The organism is Psychroserpens sp., from assembly GCF_036960315.1.
Classification (GTDB): Bacteria; Bacteroidota; Bacteroidia; order Flavobacteriales; family Flavobacteriaceae; genus Psychroserpens.
This window is the reverse complement of sequence record NZ_JBALVR010000020.1, coordinates 1-21,132: the sequence shown is the minus strand read 5'-3', so window position 1 is coordinate 21,132 and position 21,132 is coordinate 1. Positions and strand designations below refer to the sequence as shown.

7 protein-coding genes are annotated in these 21,132 nt (G+C 38.3%); 6 read left to right on the top strand and 1 reads right to left on the bottom strand.

What is annotated here, in order from left to right; genetic code table 11:
- Positions 1 to 289 precede the first annotated feature (289 nt).
- Positions 290 to 1,321 carry a hypothetical protein gene (locus V7719_RS18585; protein ID WP_335731441.1) on the bottom strand — a complete coding sequence of 344 codons (1,032 nt, stop codon included), beginning with the start codon at positions 1,319 to 1,321 and terminating at the stop codon, positions 290 to 292.
- 355 nt (positions 1,322 to 1,676) lie between these two features.
- Between V7719_RS18585 and V7719_RS18580 the strand changes: the two genes are divergently transcribed.
- The 6 genes from V7719_RS18580 to V7719_RS18555 form a co-directional block, all read left to right on the top strand.
- Positions 1,677 to 2,231 (top strand): hypothetical protein, encoded by a 555-nt coding sequence (locus V7719_RS18580; RefSeq protein ID WP_335731440.1) that lies wholly within the window; start codon positions 1,677 to 1,679, stop codon positions 2,229 to 2,231.
- 29 nt (positions 2,232 to 2,260) lie between these two features.
- A complete protein-coding gene (locus V7719_RS18575) occupies positions 2,261 to 2,776 on the top strand; it encodes a phage tail protein (protein ID WP_335731439.1) in 516 nt (171 codons plus the stop codon).
- Between the two features lie 181 nt (positions 2,777 to 2,957).
- Positions 2,958 to 8,456, top strand: coding sequence for an HYR domain-containing protein (locus V7719_RS18570; protein ID WP_335731438.1), 5,499 nt, complete (start codon positions 2,958 to 2,960; stop codon positions 8,454 to 8,456).
- Between the two features lie 119 nt (positions 8,457 to 8,575).
- Positions 8,576 to 8,848: a DUF6095 family protein gene (locus V7719_RS18565; RefSeq protein WP_335731437.1), complete on the top strand. Its 273-nt coding sequence runs from the start codon at positions 8,576 to 8,578 to the stop codon at positions 8,846 to 8,848.
- Between the two features lie 188 nt (positions 8,849 to 9,036).
- Complete coding sequence (locus V7719_RS18560; RefSeq protein WP_335731436.1) at positions 9,037 to 13,704, top strand: immunoglobulin-like domain-containing protein; 4,668 nt, start codon at positions 9,037 to 9,039, stop codon at positions 13,702 to 13,704.
- Between the two features lie 316 nt (positions 13,705 to 14,020).
- Positions 14,021 to 21,132 (top strand): HYR domain-containing protein (locus V7719_RS18555; RefSeq protein ID WP_335731435.1); only part of this gene is annotated, 7,112 nt, incomplete at its 3' end.

Below are 21,132 nucleotides of genomic sequence, written 5' to 3'. Positions count from 1 at the left end.
CTGGATTATACTTTGTTCAAATAAGTCAAGGAAGTCATATGGAAATTATGAGACTAATAAAGTATTAAAACCATAGTTTTATAAATCTTAAGTTAAGAACCTCGAGATTTTCTCGAGGTTCTTATTTACGAGTTTGAAATAAATAGCTAAAACCTTAGAATAAATTTCGCCATCAAATTTGAAAGGAATGGACTAAAGTGTTTATTTAGCTAGTATTGGAAGAATTCCAATTACGATGATTATTAGGTTAAATGCAATAGGCGTTTTTAAATAGCAAAATGAGTAGTCTTCAATTAATGAATTTAGTTGTTAATTCAGGCTCATTATTTATAATATATTTAGAAACAACGCCTTTAATAATTTGGTCTTGATTAAAATAACCTAAGAGTTTTGGAATTGAAAGCCCGCTGTCGTTCATAGACAATGTTTCGTTTTCAAAAATAGTAATCTCAGTTGTTATTGCAATTTCGTCATATAATTGGATGTCCTCTGGATTGAAGATAGTTTCTGTTTCAGGAAATTGTATGTTGTTTTCCAGAAATTTAGGAACCCCATTTAAAATACTTGCTTTGCTTAAATTGAATACAGATGGATAGTTTTTATAAAAGGTTACAGGTTCAATATCAGCAGGTCTTAAAGCGTTCTCCTGTCTTAGTTTAGAATTTATAAGTCCTATGTGTAAATTTATTTGCTCCGGAATGAGAATGATATCTTCCTTTAATTGAGGTATTAAATTATAAGTGATAGACACCTGAGGTTCTCTTGCTAATGCGTGCTGTAGGCATTCTGTCAATAATATGTCGATTGTATTAGACGATGGTAACTTGAATTTTGAAGCATCACATTGATACATATGTTGTATATAAGCTTGAGCATTAAATCCTGCAATTGTTTTTTTTAAACTTTTTAAACTTATGGGGTTTATTTCTAAGAATACAAATTGTAATTCACTTGGTCTGAATAATGTAATAAGTGGCAAAACTAGCGTTGCAAAAGGTCCGGTGCCAGCATATAATAAAATTACAGGCTCGTTCTTTTTTTGTTTCCTAATTTGCAATACTGCTTTATAAACTCCGGATATAAAACGTTTGGTTCTCAAAATATCATCAATGCATCGTGCCGCCCATTCTGGTCCAATGGCCTTTCCTGAATCCAAAGACAAGTGCTCTCTGTTTTCAGTTGTTTCATCTAATTTTGAAATTTTTATTAAAAGTGATTTATAAGCTTTGAGTGCATTCTTAAGTTCTAAAAAGTCAATGTCCTCCTTTATAAATATTTGAGTAAAACTTGCAAGTTGATTTAATATTTCGTTTTGAATCATTTATAACGTTATTTGTTGAAAATCAACATATTATTTATTGACAATTTAGTAAAAAAATAAAAAAATATTGCTATCTTGTAAAGTATTTTGATTTTATATCAATCTTATAAGGAATAGTTTATTTCTTGATTTAAACACGGAATATAGCATATTCTCTTCCTTTACAACTGATTCATTTACATGAGTTTGTTGTGTTATAAATTTCCCTACATTATAAATAGCAACCCTAAGTTTACATAGACCCTTTCTAGATTGTTTGGTCGCACATTAGTTGCAGTATATTTTATTGAGATACTACTGTGGTGAGATGTGTTATGAATTAACTAATTCGCATTTTGTTTAAAATTTAAGCTATATGAAAAATTCTATTTCACGACGATGGTTTTTAGAGAATATGACAATGGCCACAACAGGAATTGCACTTATCTCTTCAAGTTCAATAGTAAATGCATTCAATAGAGAAGACTATTCTTTTGAAGGCTATAATCCGTATGTAAGTTCAAAAACCGATTTAAGAAGCGCATTAAGTATTGGAAGACCAATTGTTGTTAAAGGTACACTGTATAACAGTAATGGAACCATTCCTGTTTCAGGAGCAACATTCGAAGTTTGGCATTTGTCCCCACATTCAAAAAAGTATCGACATCGAGGTAAATTTAAAACCGATACTTCTGGGAACTATAAGTTTATTACAGATCCTCCCAACCGCGAAAAAGGTAAGATGTCAAGAATCTTCTTTAAAGTAACTTCAGATAATAAATCCCATTTTACGGAATTGCTAATTTCGGATTCAGGAGCTTTTATTACTGGAAAACATTGGGAAAAAAATAACCAACTCGGTTCGAACCTGTTTCCTAAAAAAGAAACGTTTTTGAGTCATTCACAAATTACATTTAACATAAGCATCTAATATAATTATTAACTTAAAATCATTTTATTATGGAAACCTTTTTAGGTCAAATTCTAGCATTCGGGTTTAATTTTGCGCCACAAGGCTGGGCGAAATGCGACGGACAATTATTGCAAGTTTCTCAAAATACAGCATTATTTTCACTCTTAGGAACCCAATATGGAGGTGATGGCAGAACTACGTTTGCCCTCCCTGACCTTCGCGGAAGATCTGGCGTGCATGTAGGAAATGGTCCTGGACTTCCTACTGTTCAAATTGGGCAAAAATCAGGAAACACACAAATCAATATCACCACCGCAAATATGCCTAATCATAATCACGATGTGAAGGTTGCTGTAAACACAGGCGCTGGGGACGACCCAACATCAACTGGAATTATTGCTAGTCACGTAGGAGGCTTTAGCGAGGATCCTACATCAGGAGCCATTTTAGGAGGCCTGACTCAAAATACCGTGGGCTCAGGACAAGCAATAAGTCACAGAAGTCCATTTTTAACGATAAATTACTGTATAGCATTAGTAGGAATATATCCTTCTAGAAGTTAAACCATATAATGATGTTAACCATTCTTTAATTTGCAATTATGCTAACCCATATAGGATATAGATGTGATTGCCGAGAATTGAAACGAATGCTTAATATAATAAAGAATAAAAAACCATCGTCTAGTATATATAAACCCTAGAACGCAACCTCATATTAATTTATGAACTTAAAACCAATCTCATGAAAAAAGTCACACAATTCCTAACCCTCTTATCTACTTTACTTATTATGTCTTCTGGTTATGCTCAAAAAGTAGCCATTATAGGAATGAACCATAATTCATCGTCCCCAAATACCGATGGGTTTAGCTTTGTTGCGACTGAAATTATACCTAATGGAGAAGTCATTTATTTTACAGAAAATGAATACGATGCTGCTTCAGATGTTTTTACTTTTGGCATTGGAACCACAGGAGAAGGAGTTGTCAAGTTCACAGCTACTTCTGAAATTAGTGCCGGTACTGTTATTTTTGTTAATGAAACAGGAACTTCTACAAATATTTTTACGGTAAGTTGTACTGGTGGTGCATGTGGAACTGCAATTATAGCCCCATTGGGAGGGTCAAATGGAAATGGAGGTTTTAGCTTAGGAACAAGTGGAGATGGTTTATATGCCTATTCGGATACGAATGAAAATGTAAGAGATGCTATTGGAGTAATTTATTCGGTAATGTATACCGAAGGTGGAGGAACTATACCTGCAAATGAAAGTCCCATTAGCGATTTTCCTAATGCTATTGTAGTAGATGGATTTCCTGCTTCAAATCCAGATAGAACTGAATTTAAGTTCAGTCCCGCGGCATTGAGAGACGGAGTTAGTCAGGCCGGACTTAAGAATCCAAATAATTATCTTCATGCTCAAACTAATCAATCACTTTCAATAGTACAGTTTACCAATATAAATCTTGTCGGTGCAGATCCATTGTTAACCTTAACTGGCACCCCAGCAACCATTACAGAAAACGCAGCAGGAACTTTTACCTATACGTTTACTTTAGGTGTCACAGCAACTAGCAATCTAACGGTTGATTTTTTGGTGGGTGGAACTGCAACTTTGAATACAGATTATACCACAAGTGGTGCTAACACCTTTAATATGTCTAGTGGATCTGTAATTATTCCTAATGGGAGTACCTCAATTTCATTTACCATCGATCCAACTGGTGATACCGACTTGGAACCCGATGAAACTATTATATTAACTGTGATTGATGGAGCGGGCTACGACCCAGATTCACCTAGCAGTTCAACAAGCACAATTGCTAATGATGACACTGATTCTACCGTGCCAATAGTAGCAGTAACAGGCCTAAATCACGTCTCTACGGCTCCTGCTGTCGATGGGTTTTCATTCGTTACATTAGATGATATTACAGGTGGAATAACTATATATTTCACTGAGAATAAATATAATAATACAACATTAGCCTTTTCAGGAGCTGAAGGTGTGGTTTCATATATAACACCTGCCGGAGGATTAACGCGTGGTGATGTGGTTGTCGCGACTGAAACAGGAACCTCAACAAATGTGTTCAATCTAACATGTAACGGAAATTCAGGTGCTGCCTGTGGAACTATGACAGTAGTTAGTGGGAGTTTTTCAATAGATACTATAGGTGAGTCATTTTATGCCTATTCAGATACAGATATTAATCCAAATAACGGTGTAACTGCGATCTACTCCTTATTATATACAGGAGAAAGCGGTGGGCCTTCAGGAGGCAATGTTCCTGCGATTCAAGATCCGTTTAGTATTTATACTAATGCTGTTGTTATAGACGGATTTATAAATACACCTCCTAACAGAACTGAATATAAATTTGCTGGAGGTGAACGCGCTATTGACGTTGGTCTAGCGGATTTTCAAAATCCAAGCAACTGGTTACACGCCAATGCTAATGCTACTCTGTCACCTGTACCTTTTAATAACATTATAATAACCACGGGAACTGTTAATCCAATAGCTACCGTTGCCATAACTCCAAATAGCGTAGCTGAAGATAGTGGAACAGGAATGGTATATACCTTCTCACTTTCCATAGCGCCTACAACTGATATTACGATTCACTATACGGTGGGTGGAACAGCGACTTATCCAGGGGATTATGTTGCGACTGGAGCTGGTACTTTTAATGCTGCGACAGGTACTGTAATAATTCCTAATGGAAGCCTCAGTGCTGCAGTAACAATTACCCCAGTTACAGATAGTAATGTAGAACCTTTGGAGACCGTTATTCTTGCCTTGGCTTCAGGTACCGGATACAACGGCGGTTCACCAAACGATGCTACCGGTAGTATTACAAATGACGATACCAGTAATTCAGATCCATTAGTGGCAATTACGGGTATGAATCACGTGACGCCCGATGGCTTCTCATTTGTAGCGGCTAAAGATATTCCAGCGGGTACAACAATATATTTTACTGAAAATGAATTTGATAATACCTCTCTTATGTTTACTACAGGAGAAGGTGTTTTTGCTTATACGTCTCCGGGAGCTGTTATTCCTGCGGGAGATGTAATTGTAATAAAAGAAATTGTATCTAATGTTTTCTCTCTTACTTGTAATGGAGCCAGCGGTGCTGCTTGTGGCTCTATAGTATTAGTAAGTGGTAACCTTGCCCATGACACCTTAGGAGAATCACTTTATGCTTACGAAGATAGCGACAATGATCCCTCAAATGGGGTGGACGATATTTATGCAGTAATGTTTACTGGACTATCTGGTGGCCCATCTGGTGGAACTATACCAGCTAGTCAAGATCCTTCGGGAATCTATTTAAGTGCTTTAGTCATTGATGGTTTCCCAGCTTCAGCTCCAGGAAGAGCAGAATATAGATTTGCTGCTGCTGAACGTGATATTCCAGTAGGAATTGCTGATTTTGAAAATACAGCTGCTAATTGGTTATATGGACTAGGGAATGCAGACTTATCGCCTATACCTTTTGCGAACCTTACCATAGTGGATACCACTCCACCGGTCATCACTTGTCCAGCAGATATTGTGGTAGATAATGATACAGGGAGTTGTGGTGCTGTGGTGAGTTTTACAGTAACTGCTACAGATAACCTGCCAGGAGTCTCTGTTGAGAGTACACCAGCTTCAGGGAGTATCTTTCCTGTAGGTACTACTACGGTAACTTCTGTTGCTACAGACGCCACTGGAAATACGGATTCTTGTACCTTTGATGTAACGGTAAATGATAACACAGCACCATCGATAAGCTGTCCTGGAAATCAAGACGAGACCGCTGATGCGAACTGTGATGTGTCCTTACCGGATTATACTAACTCTGCCACAACAGCCGATAATTGTGATGGCTCACCAGTGGTAAGCCAATTGCCAATACCAGGAACAACAATTAGTGGCGCCGGAACCGTGCAGACGGTTACTTTACGCTCTACGGATGCCAGTGGAAACTGGGCTGAGTGTACCTTCGATGTAACGGTAAAAGATAACACAGCACCATCGATAAGCTGTCCTGGAAATCAAGACGAGACCGCTGATGCGAACTGTGATGTGTCCTTACCGGATTATACCAACTCTGCCACAACAGCCGATAATTGTGATGGCTCACCAGTGGTAAGCCAATTGCCAATACCAGGAACAACAATTAGTGGCGCTGGAACCGTGCAGACGGTTACTTTACGCTCTACGGATGCCAGTGGAAACTGGGCTGAGTGTACCTTCGATGTAACGGTAAAAGATAACACAGCACCATCAATTAGTTGTGTGGGCAATCAATTTAAGGATACAGACCTAGGTCAGTGTGATTATACAGTTTTGGGAACAGAATTCGATCCTACAGGGTTTGATGACAACTGTCCCGGTTCGACAATAGAGAATGATTATGACAATACAGATTCATTGGATGGCTCGGTATTTCCCGTAGGAACTACTACAGTGGTGTGGACAGTAACAGATGCATCAAACAACACCAAGATCTGTACGTTCGACGTAACCGTTGGTGATGACGAAGATCCAACAATTAGTTGTCCGGCAGATGTTGTTATTACAAGCGTTCCAGGTGAATGTAATACACCTGTAGTTTTAGGAACACCAACGTTTAATGATAATTGTCCTGGTACAACTGTATTAAATGATGCACCAGCATCATTCCCATTTGGCGTGACTTCAGTCACATGGACAGCAACAGATGTTACAGGCAATACAGCACAATGTGTTCAAATGGTAACGGTTAATAAAATCAATACGATTACTACCTTAACCGTCACACCAGATACACAACAATATAGTGATGAGGTAACTTTTGAAGCCATTATTGATCCGGGCGATTGTCCTGGAGCTGGTCCGGCCGCAACTAAAGTGCTATTTAAGGTTGGTAACCAGATAATGGGAACCGTTAACTTGGTAGCTGTTGGCGGAAATCTAGTGGGTACTTTATTAGCACCGTTAGTTGAAATTCCTACCTACCCATCTAATGGAGAAATGGCACCTGGTGTGCATGTAGTTTCTGCAGAATTTCAAGGTGTTAACACTACTAATTATAATATCAGTAATCCTCCAGATGTTAATCTGGAGATCACCCAGGAGGATGCCTTGATTGATTATACCGGTCAAACATTACAGGCGACGACAAGTTCGAGTAGTTCAATGGCAACTGTTTCTCTTTGCGTGAATGTGCAGGATATTAATGACGGTAATCGTGGTGATATCCGAAATGCAACTTTAACCTTTGTGAATCGTGATTTACTTAATACTGATATCAATTATGTCATTGCAGGTCCGATACCTATGGTTGATCTTGTATTGCCAGGAGATAATACTTTAGGTGCGATCTGTTACGACTGGATGGTGAATATTGGAAATGCGCAGTCGAAATCTTATACTGTTGGCTTTATCATTGATAATTATTATACCCGAGACAGTTCAGAAGATAATACGGTGATTACCGTGTATAAACCTGTTGGAGATTTCATTACCGGAGGAGGTTACATCTTCCCGGTTGCATCAGAAGGTGTTTATGCGTCCACCGATGGTTTGAAGACAAACTTTGGTTTCAATGTGAAATACAACAAAAAAGGAAAAAAACTTAAAGGTCATATGAATATCATTTTCAGACGTGATGTAGGTGGTCTTATTCACACCTATCAGATCAAAGGCAATGCCATTCAGTCTTTAGGAGTTAATATTGCCGACCCAGACGCGAAATTTGGAGAGTTTATAACTAAAGCGAATTTAAAAGATATTACTGATCCATTAAATCCAATTTCGTTAGGTGGAAACCTTACTCTTAAAGTTGAAATGACCGATAGAGGAGAACCAGGTATTGATGATTCTATTGGAATTAATCTGACAAATAATTCGAATACCTTATTGTATTCTAGCAATTGGCTAGGCTTCTCAACTGAAGAAATGCTACTTTCAGGAGGAAATCTAGTTGTTCATAGTGGATTTAGTTTGGCGAGAACATTTGAAGTTTTCGAAGTTAATTCTTGGCCAAATCCGTCAGATACAACATTCAACATAAAGCTGAATTCAACCAATGATGAATTGGTTGATATTGTTGTTTTCGATATCACTAACAAAGTAATACGTAAAGACAGATTTAATCCAAAAGATGTATATGAGTTTGGAGATAAATTACAATCTGGATTATACTTTGTTCAAATAAGTCAAGGAAGTCATATGGAAATTATGAGACTAATAAAGTACTAAAAACTATAGTTTTATAAATCTTAAGTTAAGAACCTCGAGATAATCTCGAGGTTTTTTTATGAGTTTAAAAATAGTAGATAAACATGAAAACGTTAGAACTGCAATTCAAAATTATAATTATGGAAACTAAAAGAACCGACAACGAGGCCTTAATCAAAGGAATTAAAATTATGAGGATTACTGTAATACTAATGTTCTTAGGTCCTACGCTGTTCTATGTCGGACTCAGCAATCCAGATAAGCCATTATATATTCCAATTCTAATCACAGCAGCCATCATTTGTATTCTAGCTATCTACATTGCCTTTAAAGGATTAAAAACAATTATGGATAGAATGAAAAAAAAAACAATTGAGACCTATAAAAAACCGGATGTCAACCTACTTCCTTGACAAAAAGAGTCTTTAATCGAATAATTTTGATGAAAGTCAATAATTCTTCTATATTTATGAGTTCATAAAAGGCTAAAAATCCTACAATTTCTTTTATGTTGATGCCCTTTTTTCAATTAGTAAAATAACAATACATTAACGTTTAAGAAGCAATGGGTAATCCTAATAAATACATATTAATCTTTATAATGTTTTCTTTTGCCTTTTTTCAAGCAAATGGGCAATGCTCACCCGATATTACTCCTCCAGAAATTACTTGTCCTGAAAATTTTTCTATAGCATGCCCACATCTTATTGGAAATATCTTTGCATTTCAAACCTCAGTAGCACCAACTACATCTGATAATTGCGGAACTATTGTTTCACAAACATATGTGCTAGCAGGCGCAACTAATATTACGAGTGCAAGTTCAGGAATAAATGATGCTAGTAGTGAGAATTTTTTAGCAGGTACTACAACAGTTACGTATACAGTAATAGATGATGCTAACAACAGCTCATCTTGCAGTTTTACTGTAACAATTGATGATTTTACGTCACCTGATGTTACTTGTCCTTCAGATTTAACATTAAGCAATACACCAGGAAATTGTTTTGCTCAAGTAACACAAGCTGACTTAGGTTTTGCAACGGCTTTCGATAATTGCAATGGATTGTCCACTTTAGCTTCAGGAATCACGCTTATTGATCTACCAGACCCTGCACTCGATTATTATGAATTCCCTATAGGTACAACTTCCGTTAATTGGACGGTTACCGATCGTGCTGGCAATTCATCAACTTGTACCCAGCTTGTCACTATAATAGATGATGAAAATCCAGTTATTAATTGTCCTACTGATATGATTATTAACACCAATCCTGGAGATTGTGATGCTTCTGTTAATGTGCCATTAGCTATTGTTTCTGATAATTGTGCTGTGAGTTCAGTAACCAATACTAGAACTGGTACTGGATTAGATGTTAGTGGAATTTACCCTGTAGGAGTAACAACAGTAACTTTTGAAGTCACCGATAGTGCAAATAATACAGCAGTATGTTCTTTTGATATCACCGTTGTTAATTCTCAATTACCTGTTATTACTTTGCTTGGAGACAATCCTGTGACGTTAGAAGCTTGCGCCACCTATACAGACCAAGGTGCCACAGCGTTAGATAGTTGCCTTGGAGTTCTAACTGCAGATATAATTACAACCAGTACTTTAGACGAAAATGCGCCAGGATCATATACAAAAGATGCTGTAGGGTCCTATACCATAACTTATAACGTCACAAATGCTGCTGGAGTTGCTGCTACTCAAGTAATTCGAACAGTTAATGTTGTCGATACGACACCTCCAACAATCACATTAATTGGACTTCCCTCTACAAGTACAGGAATTTGCTCAGTATACACCGAACTCGGGGCATTAGCAATAGACCCTTGCTTTGGAGATATCTCAGCAAATCTAGTCATAGATAATTCTGCTGTAGACACCAATACATTAGGCACCTATGTGGTAACTTATAACCTAACCGATGACCATGGTAATTCGACGGCAGAAATAACAAGAACAGTAAATGTTATTGACGTCACTGCGCCAGATATCCTTTTATTGGGTGATAACCCTCTCATTATAGAGGCCTGTGATGGCTATACCGAACCAGGAGCTACAGCTATAGACCCATGTTCTTTGGAAGATTTTAATATAAACCTTGTTATCGACTCTTCTGGAGTACTTCCAAATACAGTTGGTGTGTATCAGGTCACTTATAATGCCACAGATGATGTATTACCCACACCAAATGAAGCGATAGAAGTCATTAGAGTGGTAGAAGTTGTAGATACTACAGCTCCAATAATAACATTAATTGGAGATAATCCGCAAATTATTGAAGCTTGTACACCATATACTGATTTAGGAGTAACAGTAACAGATTGTTCAACAAATTCAATTTCTATAGATGATTCAAGTATTGATACAAATATTGAAGGAACCTATTCAGTCACATATACAGTTTGTGATATTTATGGAAATTGTTCCAATATCTCAAGAGATGTTGAAGTTGTGATAAGCAATCCAACAGTAAATGCTGGTCCTGATTTTAGCAATACGGTTTGTACAGATACGACTATAAATCTTTCAGCAAATACTATAAATGGCACTGATGCAACAGGATTATGGACTGTAACGTCTGGACAAACCTCTGGATTTAGTTTTTCAGACGACACAAGTCCAATAGCCACGTTTACTGGTGATACTGGAGAAACTTACACGTTAACTTGGACCATTACTGGACCTTGTGGAGCTATAAGCGATGCTATAACTGCAACCTTTACTAATTGCATTACCTTGGACTTTGATGGTGTCGATGATAACATCAATTTTAAAGATAGTTTTAATTTAAATTTAAATTTCACGATAGAACTTTGGATAAAATCAGAAGTTCAAAACAATTCGGTCCAAACAGTTTTTTCAAAACGTGATGTAAATAATTTAATAAACGGATATGATATTAGAGTCGTTAACAACTATGTATCATTTAATTGGAATGATGGAGAATCTTTAAGTGCTCCTTATCAAATAAATACTAATCAATGGCATCATATTGCTGTATCAAATAGCAATGGAGCGTGCATATTATACATTGATGGTGTCGAAATGAATAGTGCCTCTGGTATTTCACCCATTTCTAATGGCGTAAGTTGTATCGTTGGAGCTATGGACCAACCCACTATACCTCCATTTCAACCTGAAAATTATTTTGATGGTGGAATGGACGAATTACGCATTTGGGATGTCAGCTTGAATGCAAATCAAATTCGTAAAATGATGAATCAAGAAATTGAAGATAATCTGGGCTTAATTAGAGGAACAACTGTTCCTTTAGATATTTCTGATATTTCATGGGCGAATTTAACGGCCTATTACAAAATGAATCAGAGTACAGATTTAATTAGTGGGAACCTAACGGCTAATAACGGAACATCAATAACTGGGGTATTAAGGAATATGACAACTTTCCAATCCGAAACAGCACCTATTCCATACCGTTCTGATTCTGATGGTATGTGGACAAATTCCAGTACTTGGTTATTCGGGTCGGTACAGGCAATTCCTAATAGTTTAGCAGTTGATGGTTCAGCTATCGATTGGAATATTGTAACCACTTCACATAATGTTTCGTCAGGTGATAATAACTTTACAGTTTTAGGTTTAAAAGTCAATAATAACATACTCACTATTGAAAACAATAACCCTTTAGATGGACAAAGTTTAAGAATAACAGATTATTTGAAAATTGATGGCACCTTATCTCTTATAGGTGAATCACAATTGTTACAAAACACAAACAGCGTTGTAGATTATACAGGAACTGGATCATTAAAACGGGACCAACAAGGAACCGCCAACCTCTATAATTACAACTATTGGAGTTCGCCTGTGGGAATTAATAATACGACCTATGCTCTTGAAGATGTCCTTTATGATGGTAGTCAACCTTCATTATGGACCACAGCCCAAGATGCAAATCCGACTTCAACACCTATAACGATGAGTAGCCGTTGGTTATATACTTATGAAAACTTTCCAACCAACTCCTATGCAGATTGGCAATCCATTAATGAAGATAGTCCAATTACAGTAGGACTAGGTTTTTTAATGAAAGGTAGTGGCGCAGCAGATACTAACCAAAACTACACCTTTGTTGGTCAGCCAAATAACGGTACAATTTCAACGCCAATTACAGCCAATTATGATGCTCTTGTTGGAAATCCATATCCTTCAGCGGTAGATTCACATGCGTTTATTACAGATAACAGCTCAAGCATACAGGGCACCATTTATTACTGGGAACATTATACCAGTAATGTGACTCATGTGCTTGAAGATTATGAAGGTGGTTATGCAGCTTATAATTTTTCTGGTGGACTTCCTGCCGTTTCTCCTCCAGAAATTAGTGGATTAGGTGCATCGCTCAAAATACCAGAACGTTTCATCCCTGTTGGTCAAGGCTTTTTTGTGCAAGCTGGGACGTCTAACGGACTAGTAACATTCGAAAATGATCAGCGCGTCTTCGTCAAAGAAGCCGTCACAGGAGCAGCAGACAATGGGTCGGTCTTTATGAGAACGGCCAACAATGAGCAAACACTGCCACCAGATGAAAACTTAATTAAACGTATACGTATACATTTTAAAACACCGGAAGGCGCTATACGTCCGCTCCTACTCGCTTTTACACCCAGCAATGAAGCTTCAGAAGGTTTTGATTATGGATATGATGCCATCAATACCGAGAGCTTCCCTAATGATATGTCATGGATGATTAATAATGAACCCTATGTGATTCAAGGCGTTGGTGCTTTTGACCCTGTAAATAAGTATCCTTTGGGCTTGTTTATGTCAACCTCTGGAACCATTGAAATTGGTTTAGATGCTTTAGAAAATTTTGAAGATCAAATTGAGGTCTATGTATATGATGCCTTAACCGATGTGTCGTTCAAAATAAACGACGCACAATTTAACAGAGTATTAGAAATTGATGATTACATCGACAGATTCTTTATTACATTCCAACCAACAAGTACACTTACAACCAATGAGTTTACAGATGAGCAACCAACCATCATGTATCTCAATACCAGTGAAGAGATCTTCATCCAATTACCTGATGCGATAAGTGCAAAATCGTTAAGCCTCTTTAATACCATTGGTCAAGAAGTGCACAAATGGACAACTACAGATTTAGAACGGTTAAATAACGAGATCAGATTAAAAACAAGATTTATTTCAGAAGGTATCTATGTGCTGAAGTTGATTTTGACAGATAATCGCATAACGAACAAAAAAATCATTATTAAATATAAAGACTAACTAAATACCTTTTAAGGTCTTGAAATTAGATAAGTCAAGAATTGTAAATGCAATCAATTCACCTCTATTTATTTACATTTCATCGAAAAATTAACAATAATTTTACAAAAAACCCCTACAAAGTTGTTAAAGTAATATTAATAGATGACCTTCATAAAGCTATTAATCAACATATCTTCTCATAAAAGAATTGTTGTAAACAACCAAATTCTACATAAATTTCACATTCCTAAAAACATAATAATATTATGCTTTGCATAGTATGTCATGCGTTTTGTGTTGTGGTTAATGCTATTAACTAAACAACCAAAACACTATGAAACGTTTTTACTTTCAAATTACTCTTATCATTGCTTTGTTTTTTTCTTTTAATATTTCGGCTCAAACAACGTATACGTTTACAAATGCTGGAGCAACAGGAAGATTTGGACCAACTCAAGGCCAAGTTGATACAGCTTATGGGCCAAATGTAGTGACAATTGGAACTCAAGGTATCCAAGAATGGACTGTTCCAGTAACTGGTACTTATAGCATTCAGGCCATTGGTGGTCAAGGCGGTAAAACAAATACAACATTTGATCAATATAGAGGTGAAGGAGCTTACATGAAAGGTGATTTTTACTTAACCGCTGGACAAGTGTTGAAAGTTGTTGTAGGCCAGCAAGGAATAGAAAATCCTAATGGTAATTTAGCTAATGGTGGAGGGCATGGTGGTGGTGGTTCATTTGTTTGGATTAACCTTCAGACCACTCCTTTAATAGTTGCTGGCGGTGGTGGCGGTGGCTCAATAATTAATATTTTTCCTTCTGGTTCACCAAATTCCTTACTTTTCTGTGAAGGAAAGATAGCACCGATTACGAATGATGGATTGTCTTCTCACAGTGGTGTTGCTAATTTTGGAATAGCGGGTGGAGATGGAACACAAGGAGCACAACCTGCAAAAGGATGGACATCGATGCGAACTGCCAATGATTTTACAGGTGATAACCATGGAAACTATCAAGGACAAGGTGGATTTGGTGGTGGTGGTGGTCCAAATGATTTTAGTGCTCATGCCGGTGGTGGTGGTGGTGGATACTCGGGTGGCGGCAATGGCCAGATGTGGGTGAATTCAGGAACTGGAAACTCAGACGGTCGTAATGGCGGCGGCGGTGGTGGCTCTTTTAATTCAGGAGCTAACCAAGCAAATGCTGGCGGTGTCAACACTGGTCATGGAAGTGTAATTATTACATCTTTAATTCCATGTGACCTCCAAAGCGTAACAGCAACAGTAACAGATGCAACATGCGCAGGAAACGATGATGGCGAAGCCATGATAACTATTACATTTTCTGGTGTTCCAGTGGCTATAGAAGGTAGCTTAGATGGAACAAATTGGTTTCCTTTTGGTACACCACCTAACCCGTTTAGCTTTCCTATAGATAATTTAGTGGCAGGTCCCTATTCAGTAAGCATTCGTGAGGCTAATAATATAAGTTGCGAATCTAGCGTTCAATTTACCATAGGTACGCTAGCCTCACCACCAGATAATGATGGCGATGGTTTTAGTGTTTGCGATGGCGATTGTGATGATAATGACCCAAGTGTAAATCCTGGAGCCACAGAAGTGTGTGATAGCATAGATAATAACTGCGATGGAAACACCGATGAATCTGGTGGGCCTCTATGGTATGCCGATTTAGATAGTGATGGTTTCGGTGATGAGAACGACCCAGGTACATCCAGTTGTTTCCAATTACCAGACACAAGTGACAATAATCAAGATTGTAACGATAGCGATAGCAATATTCATCCTTTAGCTCAAGAAATTTGCGATGGGATAGATAATAATTGCGATGGTACCACAGATGAAGGTTTCGATTTAGATAATGATGGTGTAACTGTATGCGCTGGTGATTGTGATGATACTAATGCTAGTGTATTTCCTGGTGCGCCAGAAATTAATTGCGATGGTGTAGATAATGATTGTAATCCAAGTACTCCAGATAATTCTAATCCAGTAAACGTAAACTTTGCTGTAACCGATATAACTCATGGACCTGTTACGCCTTTAGAGTTTGGTGTAGATTTTATAGCTGGTACCGATTATACATTTGGTTCAGCAGGTACTAATGCAGGCGAAGTAGGCGGCAGAACATGGATTTTTACAGACCTTATTCCATCGGCCTATGGTGGTTTGTGGTTTACTTTTAATAATATTGAAAACCCAATACATAGCAGTCAAGCGCCTACGGGTTCTATGATTTTCCATAGTTTTGATTCCAATACAGGGGTAGCGACTTTTTATAGTACAGCACCAATGACATGGATTAATCCTGCGACTAATAGTCCACAAAGTGTAAATACACAATTTAGAATGCAAGTACAACCTGCACTAGCTACAGGAACATCACCAATGAGTTCAGGTGTTGTTGGTACGATCCCTAATAATTTTGTAGATGGTGGCGAAGCCGGATTACCAGGATTAGGTTTAGATTGGCCTACGTTAGATATTAGCCAACAAGGTGATTTTCAAGTGTGGTTTGCCTTTGAAGTGCAAGGCACGAATCAATCTCTAACTCAGTTCTACGACAATGCAAGTACACCTCCTAATACCTCGTTCTTTACGTCGGTGTATAGTGGGTTTTATAAAGCAGATGACATATGTAGCAATCCAGGTAACGAATTGACAATGACCGCTACAGCAGATGCCAACAATACAGGACCATTTACTTATATTTTTAACAATATAATGAATACAACAGGCGTATTTCCTGGTATAGCTGCTGGAACTTATAATTATAGTGTGTTGGCAGCCAATGGCTGTTTAACCAATGGTACCCAAACAGTTGATTTAGTAGATAGTCTGGTCGATTATGCTAACCTTCAGTTTCCAGGATCAGAAGAAATTTGTGAAGGTGATACCATGACTGCATATGGTCAGGTTTATGAAGGTGGACTAACAGATGCTTCAAATAGCCCAGTAACTGATATCGAAGTTGAATTTGCTTATTTTACTAGCAATACAGATCCTTCAACTTGGCCAGGAGCAAATTGGACAAGTGCTATCCCAAACCCTGGGTATGATTTTAATCAGAATAACGATGAATATTTGGCGACTTTTGGTGCTTCATTATCACCAGGAACTTATTATTATACATTCCGTTATTCATTAACGGGCTGCGATTGGCAATATGGAGGTTATCCAAATGGTTTCTGGAATGGAACTACCCAGAACAGTGGTGTACTTACTGTACTGGAAAATCACTCCTTAAGCTTAACGTCTGCGAATGGTAATCAGACGGTTTGTCCAAATACAGCTATCGAGGATATCGTATATACATTTGGTGGTGGTGCTGTATCAGCAACCATTTCACCAGTACTTCCTGCTGGTCTGGCCTTTAACCCTGTTACTGCAACAATTAGTGGAACACCAGCACAATCTGGGATTTATAATTTTACGATTTCTACATTTGGTACTGAATGTCCTTCAGCAGAACTTTCAGGAACCATTACGGTAAAAGAACTACTAGATTATGGAAACTTGCAATATCCTGGAGATGCAACAATTTGTGAAGGTCAAGAAATAACGGCTTACGGAAGAATATTCGAAGCAGGATTAACACCTAATAATGGAAATCCAGGCTCTATCGTTGATGCAGAGTTTGGTTATGGCGCCAACCCTAATCCTTTAACTTGGACGAACTGGTCTGATGCGCCTTATAATGTACAAGCAGGTAATGATGATGAATATTCTGCAACTTTTGGTGCTTCCTTAACGACTGGGACGTATTATTATACATTCCGTTATGCACTTGATGGATGCGAATGGCAATATGCAGGTTATACGCCAAATGGTGGTGGCTTCTTAGGTGGTGCAAACGTTGTTGGAGAACTTACAGTAAATGAAGCTGCGGTTATTACATCAACATATTCAAATATAAATACAACTACAGATTTCGGTCAATGTGGTGCCACAGTAAATTATGCAGTGGCAGTGGTTACTGGTGACCCAAATCCATCTGTTACCTATTCTCATCCATCGGGTACATTTTTCGATATTGGAACTACTACTGTAATTATTACAGCAACTAATAGCTGCGCCACAGTAACTAAATCTTTTGTTGTTACGGTTGCAGATGATGAAGCACCAACAATTACGTGTCCAGCTAACATAAATGCTATAGCAACAAGTGCAGCTGGTGCAGTGGTTACATATACTGAGCCTCAAGGAGCAGATAATTGTGGTATAACCTCAACTGATTTGATTTCAAGTCTTGGAACTGGTGACACCTTCCCTATTGGAAATACTGTTGTAACGTATGAAACTACAGATACATCTGGTAGTGTAACACCATGCTCATTTACAGTAACAGTAACAGGCATAGCACCAGTAATTGCGTGTCCTGGTGATATAACACAAAACACAGACCCAGGATTATGTAGTGCAGTAGTAGATTTTGAAGCTACTGATACCATTGGTATTCCTGCTTCAACTATTACGTATTCTCAAGATCCTAATACAGTATTCCCTGTCGGAATAACAATCGTTACTGCAACGGCTACAAATGCTGTTGGTTCAACATCGTGCATGTTTAATGTTATTGTTGAAGACAATGAAGACCCAACCTTTACCTGTGTAGATGACCAGACTAAAGATACCGATCCTAATACCTGTGCATATGAAGTTCAAGGTGGTGAATTTGATCCAACTAATATTGTGGATAACTGCCCTGGTGCAACAATAGAAAATGATTACAATAACAGTACAACACTTGATGGAGCTGTTTTCGATTTAGGAACTACCACAGTCACTTGGACGGTTACAGATAATGGGGGCTCTCAACCTAGAGTTGCCGTATTGTCGGGGTCTGATTCTAATCCGCCCTGGGAAGATGAAGTTATTACTAAACTAACTGATACCGGTATTTTCAAATCAGTAGATGGAATTGATATTGAAGTTCAAACACCGTCATTGGCAACCTTACTAGAATACGATGCGGTACTTGTTTGGACCGATGAGCCTATCTTTGACCCAGTAGCGCTTGGTAACGTCCTTGCCGCTTATGTAGATGCAGGAGGAGGTGTTGTTGTTAATATGTTCACCCAATTTTCTCCAAGCGTTTTTGATCTGGAGGGTGATTTCAGAAATAATGGATACTTGCCTTTGGATGCTAACCCAGCAAACTTTGCGGCTGCAGGTCCTCACACTATGAATATTATAAATGGATCTCATCCAATTATGCAAGGTGTTACTAATTTTAATGGTGGTTCTAGTAGTTTCCGCGGTATCAATCTTTTACTTCAACCCGGAGCTAGCCTATTGGCCAACTGGTCAACTGGCGATCCATTGATTGCTTATAAAGAGCCTACCAATGGTAAAACAGTATCACTAAACTTTTTCGCACCTTCATCAGATAGCCGTCCCGATCTTTGGGATGCCAACACCGATGGAGACTTGATCATGGCTAATTCATTGGCATGGGCTGCAGGCATTCACAATACGGCCACCTGCTCTTTTGATGTTATTGTAACAGATAAAGAAGCACCAACAATTACATGTCCAGGCGCAGTTAGTGTAACAGCAGATGGCGGATTTTGTGAAGCAACAGGCGTTGCATTAGGATCAGTATCAACATCAGATAATTGTCCTGGCGAAACTGTAAGTAATGATGCACCTGCATCTTACCCAGTAGGAATTACAACAGTAACATGGACAGTAGAAGATGCAGCAGGTAATACAGCAAGTTGTACACAAACAGTAACAGTAACCGATGATGAATTACCAGTTATAGACTGCAATGCAGATATTACAGTACCTAATGATGCTGGAGTTTGTGGAGCGGAAGTCACTTATAGTGTCACCGGCGATGACAACTGTACAGGTAGCGCAGAACCATCGGCACCATTAGTTATATCAGGTGTCTTTGATGCTACATTATCGGGAGGATTACCAAAAGGCGTAGAATTATATGCTTTAGAAGCTATTGCAGACTTAAGTATTTATGGAATAGGTGGTGCTAACAATGGTGGCGGAACAGACGGGCAAGAATTCACTTTCCCGGCAGTTGCTGTGGCTGCAGGCCAATTTATTTATGTAGCCAGTGAATCATCACAATTCACTAGTTTCTTTGGCTTTGCGCCAGATTATACAACTGGAGCGATGTTAATTAATGGCGATGATGCTATTGAGTTGTTTAAGGACGGAAGTGTGATTGATGTGTTTGGAGATATTAATGTAGATGGTACTGGACAACCTTGGGAATATTTAGATGGTTGGGCATATCGCAATAGTAATACGGGACCAGATGGTTCAACATTCCAATTATCTAGTTGGTCATTTAGTGGGCCCAATGCTTTAGATGGAGAAACAACTAATGCAGGAGCTGCTGCGCCATTCCCAGCGGGTGCATATGAAGTTTCAGTATTCCCAAAAATTGAACAAACAGCAGGATTAGCGAGTGGCTCTGTATTCCCAATAGGAACAACTACAAATACGTTTGTAATAACAGATGCTTCAAATAATACAGCAACCTGTAGTTTTAATGTTACAGTAAACGACACAGAACTTCCAACCATTAGTTGTAATGCAGATATTACAGTACCTAATGATGCTGGAGTTTGTGGAGCGGAAGTCACTTATAGTGTCACCGGCGATGACAACTGTACAGGTAGCGCAGAACCATCGGCACCATTAGTTATATCAGGTGTCTTTGATGCTACATTATCGGGAGGATTACCAAAAGGCGTAGAATTATATGCTTTAGAAGCTATTGCAGACTTAAGTATTTATGGAATAGGTGGTGCTAACAATGGTGGCGGAACAGACGGGCAAGAATTCACTTTCCCGGCAGTTGCTGTGGCTGCAGGCCAATTTATTTATGTAGCCAGTGAATCATCACAATTCACTAGTTTCTTTGGCTTTGCGCCAGATTATACAACTGGAGCGATGTTAATTAATGGCGATGATGCTATTGAGTTGTTTAAGGACGGAAGTGTGATTGATGTGTTTGGAGATATTAATGTAGATGGTACTGGACAACCTTGGGAATATTTAGATGGTTGGGCATATCGCAATAGTAATACGGGACCAGATGGTTCAACATTCCAATTATCTAGTTGGTCATTTAGTGGGCCCAATGCTTTAGATGGAGAAACAACTAATGCAGGAGCTGCTGCGCCATTCCCAGCGGGTGCATATGAAGTTTCAGTATTCCCAAAAATTGAACAAACAGCAGGATTAGCGAGTGGCTCTGTATTCCCAATAGGAACAACTACAAATACGTTTGTAATAACAGATGCTTCAAATAATACAGCAACCTGTAGTTTTAATGTTACAGTAAACGACACAGAACTTCCAACCATTAGTTGTAATGCAGATATTACAGTACCTAATGATGCTGGAGTTTGTGGAGCGGAAGTCACTTATAGTGTCACCGGCGATGACAA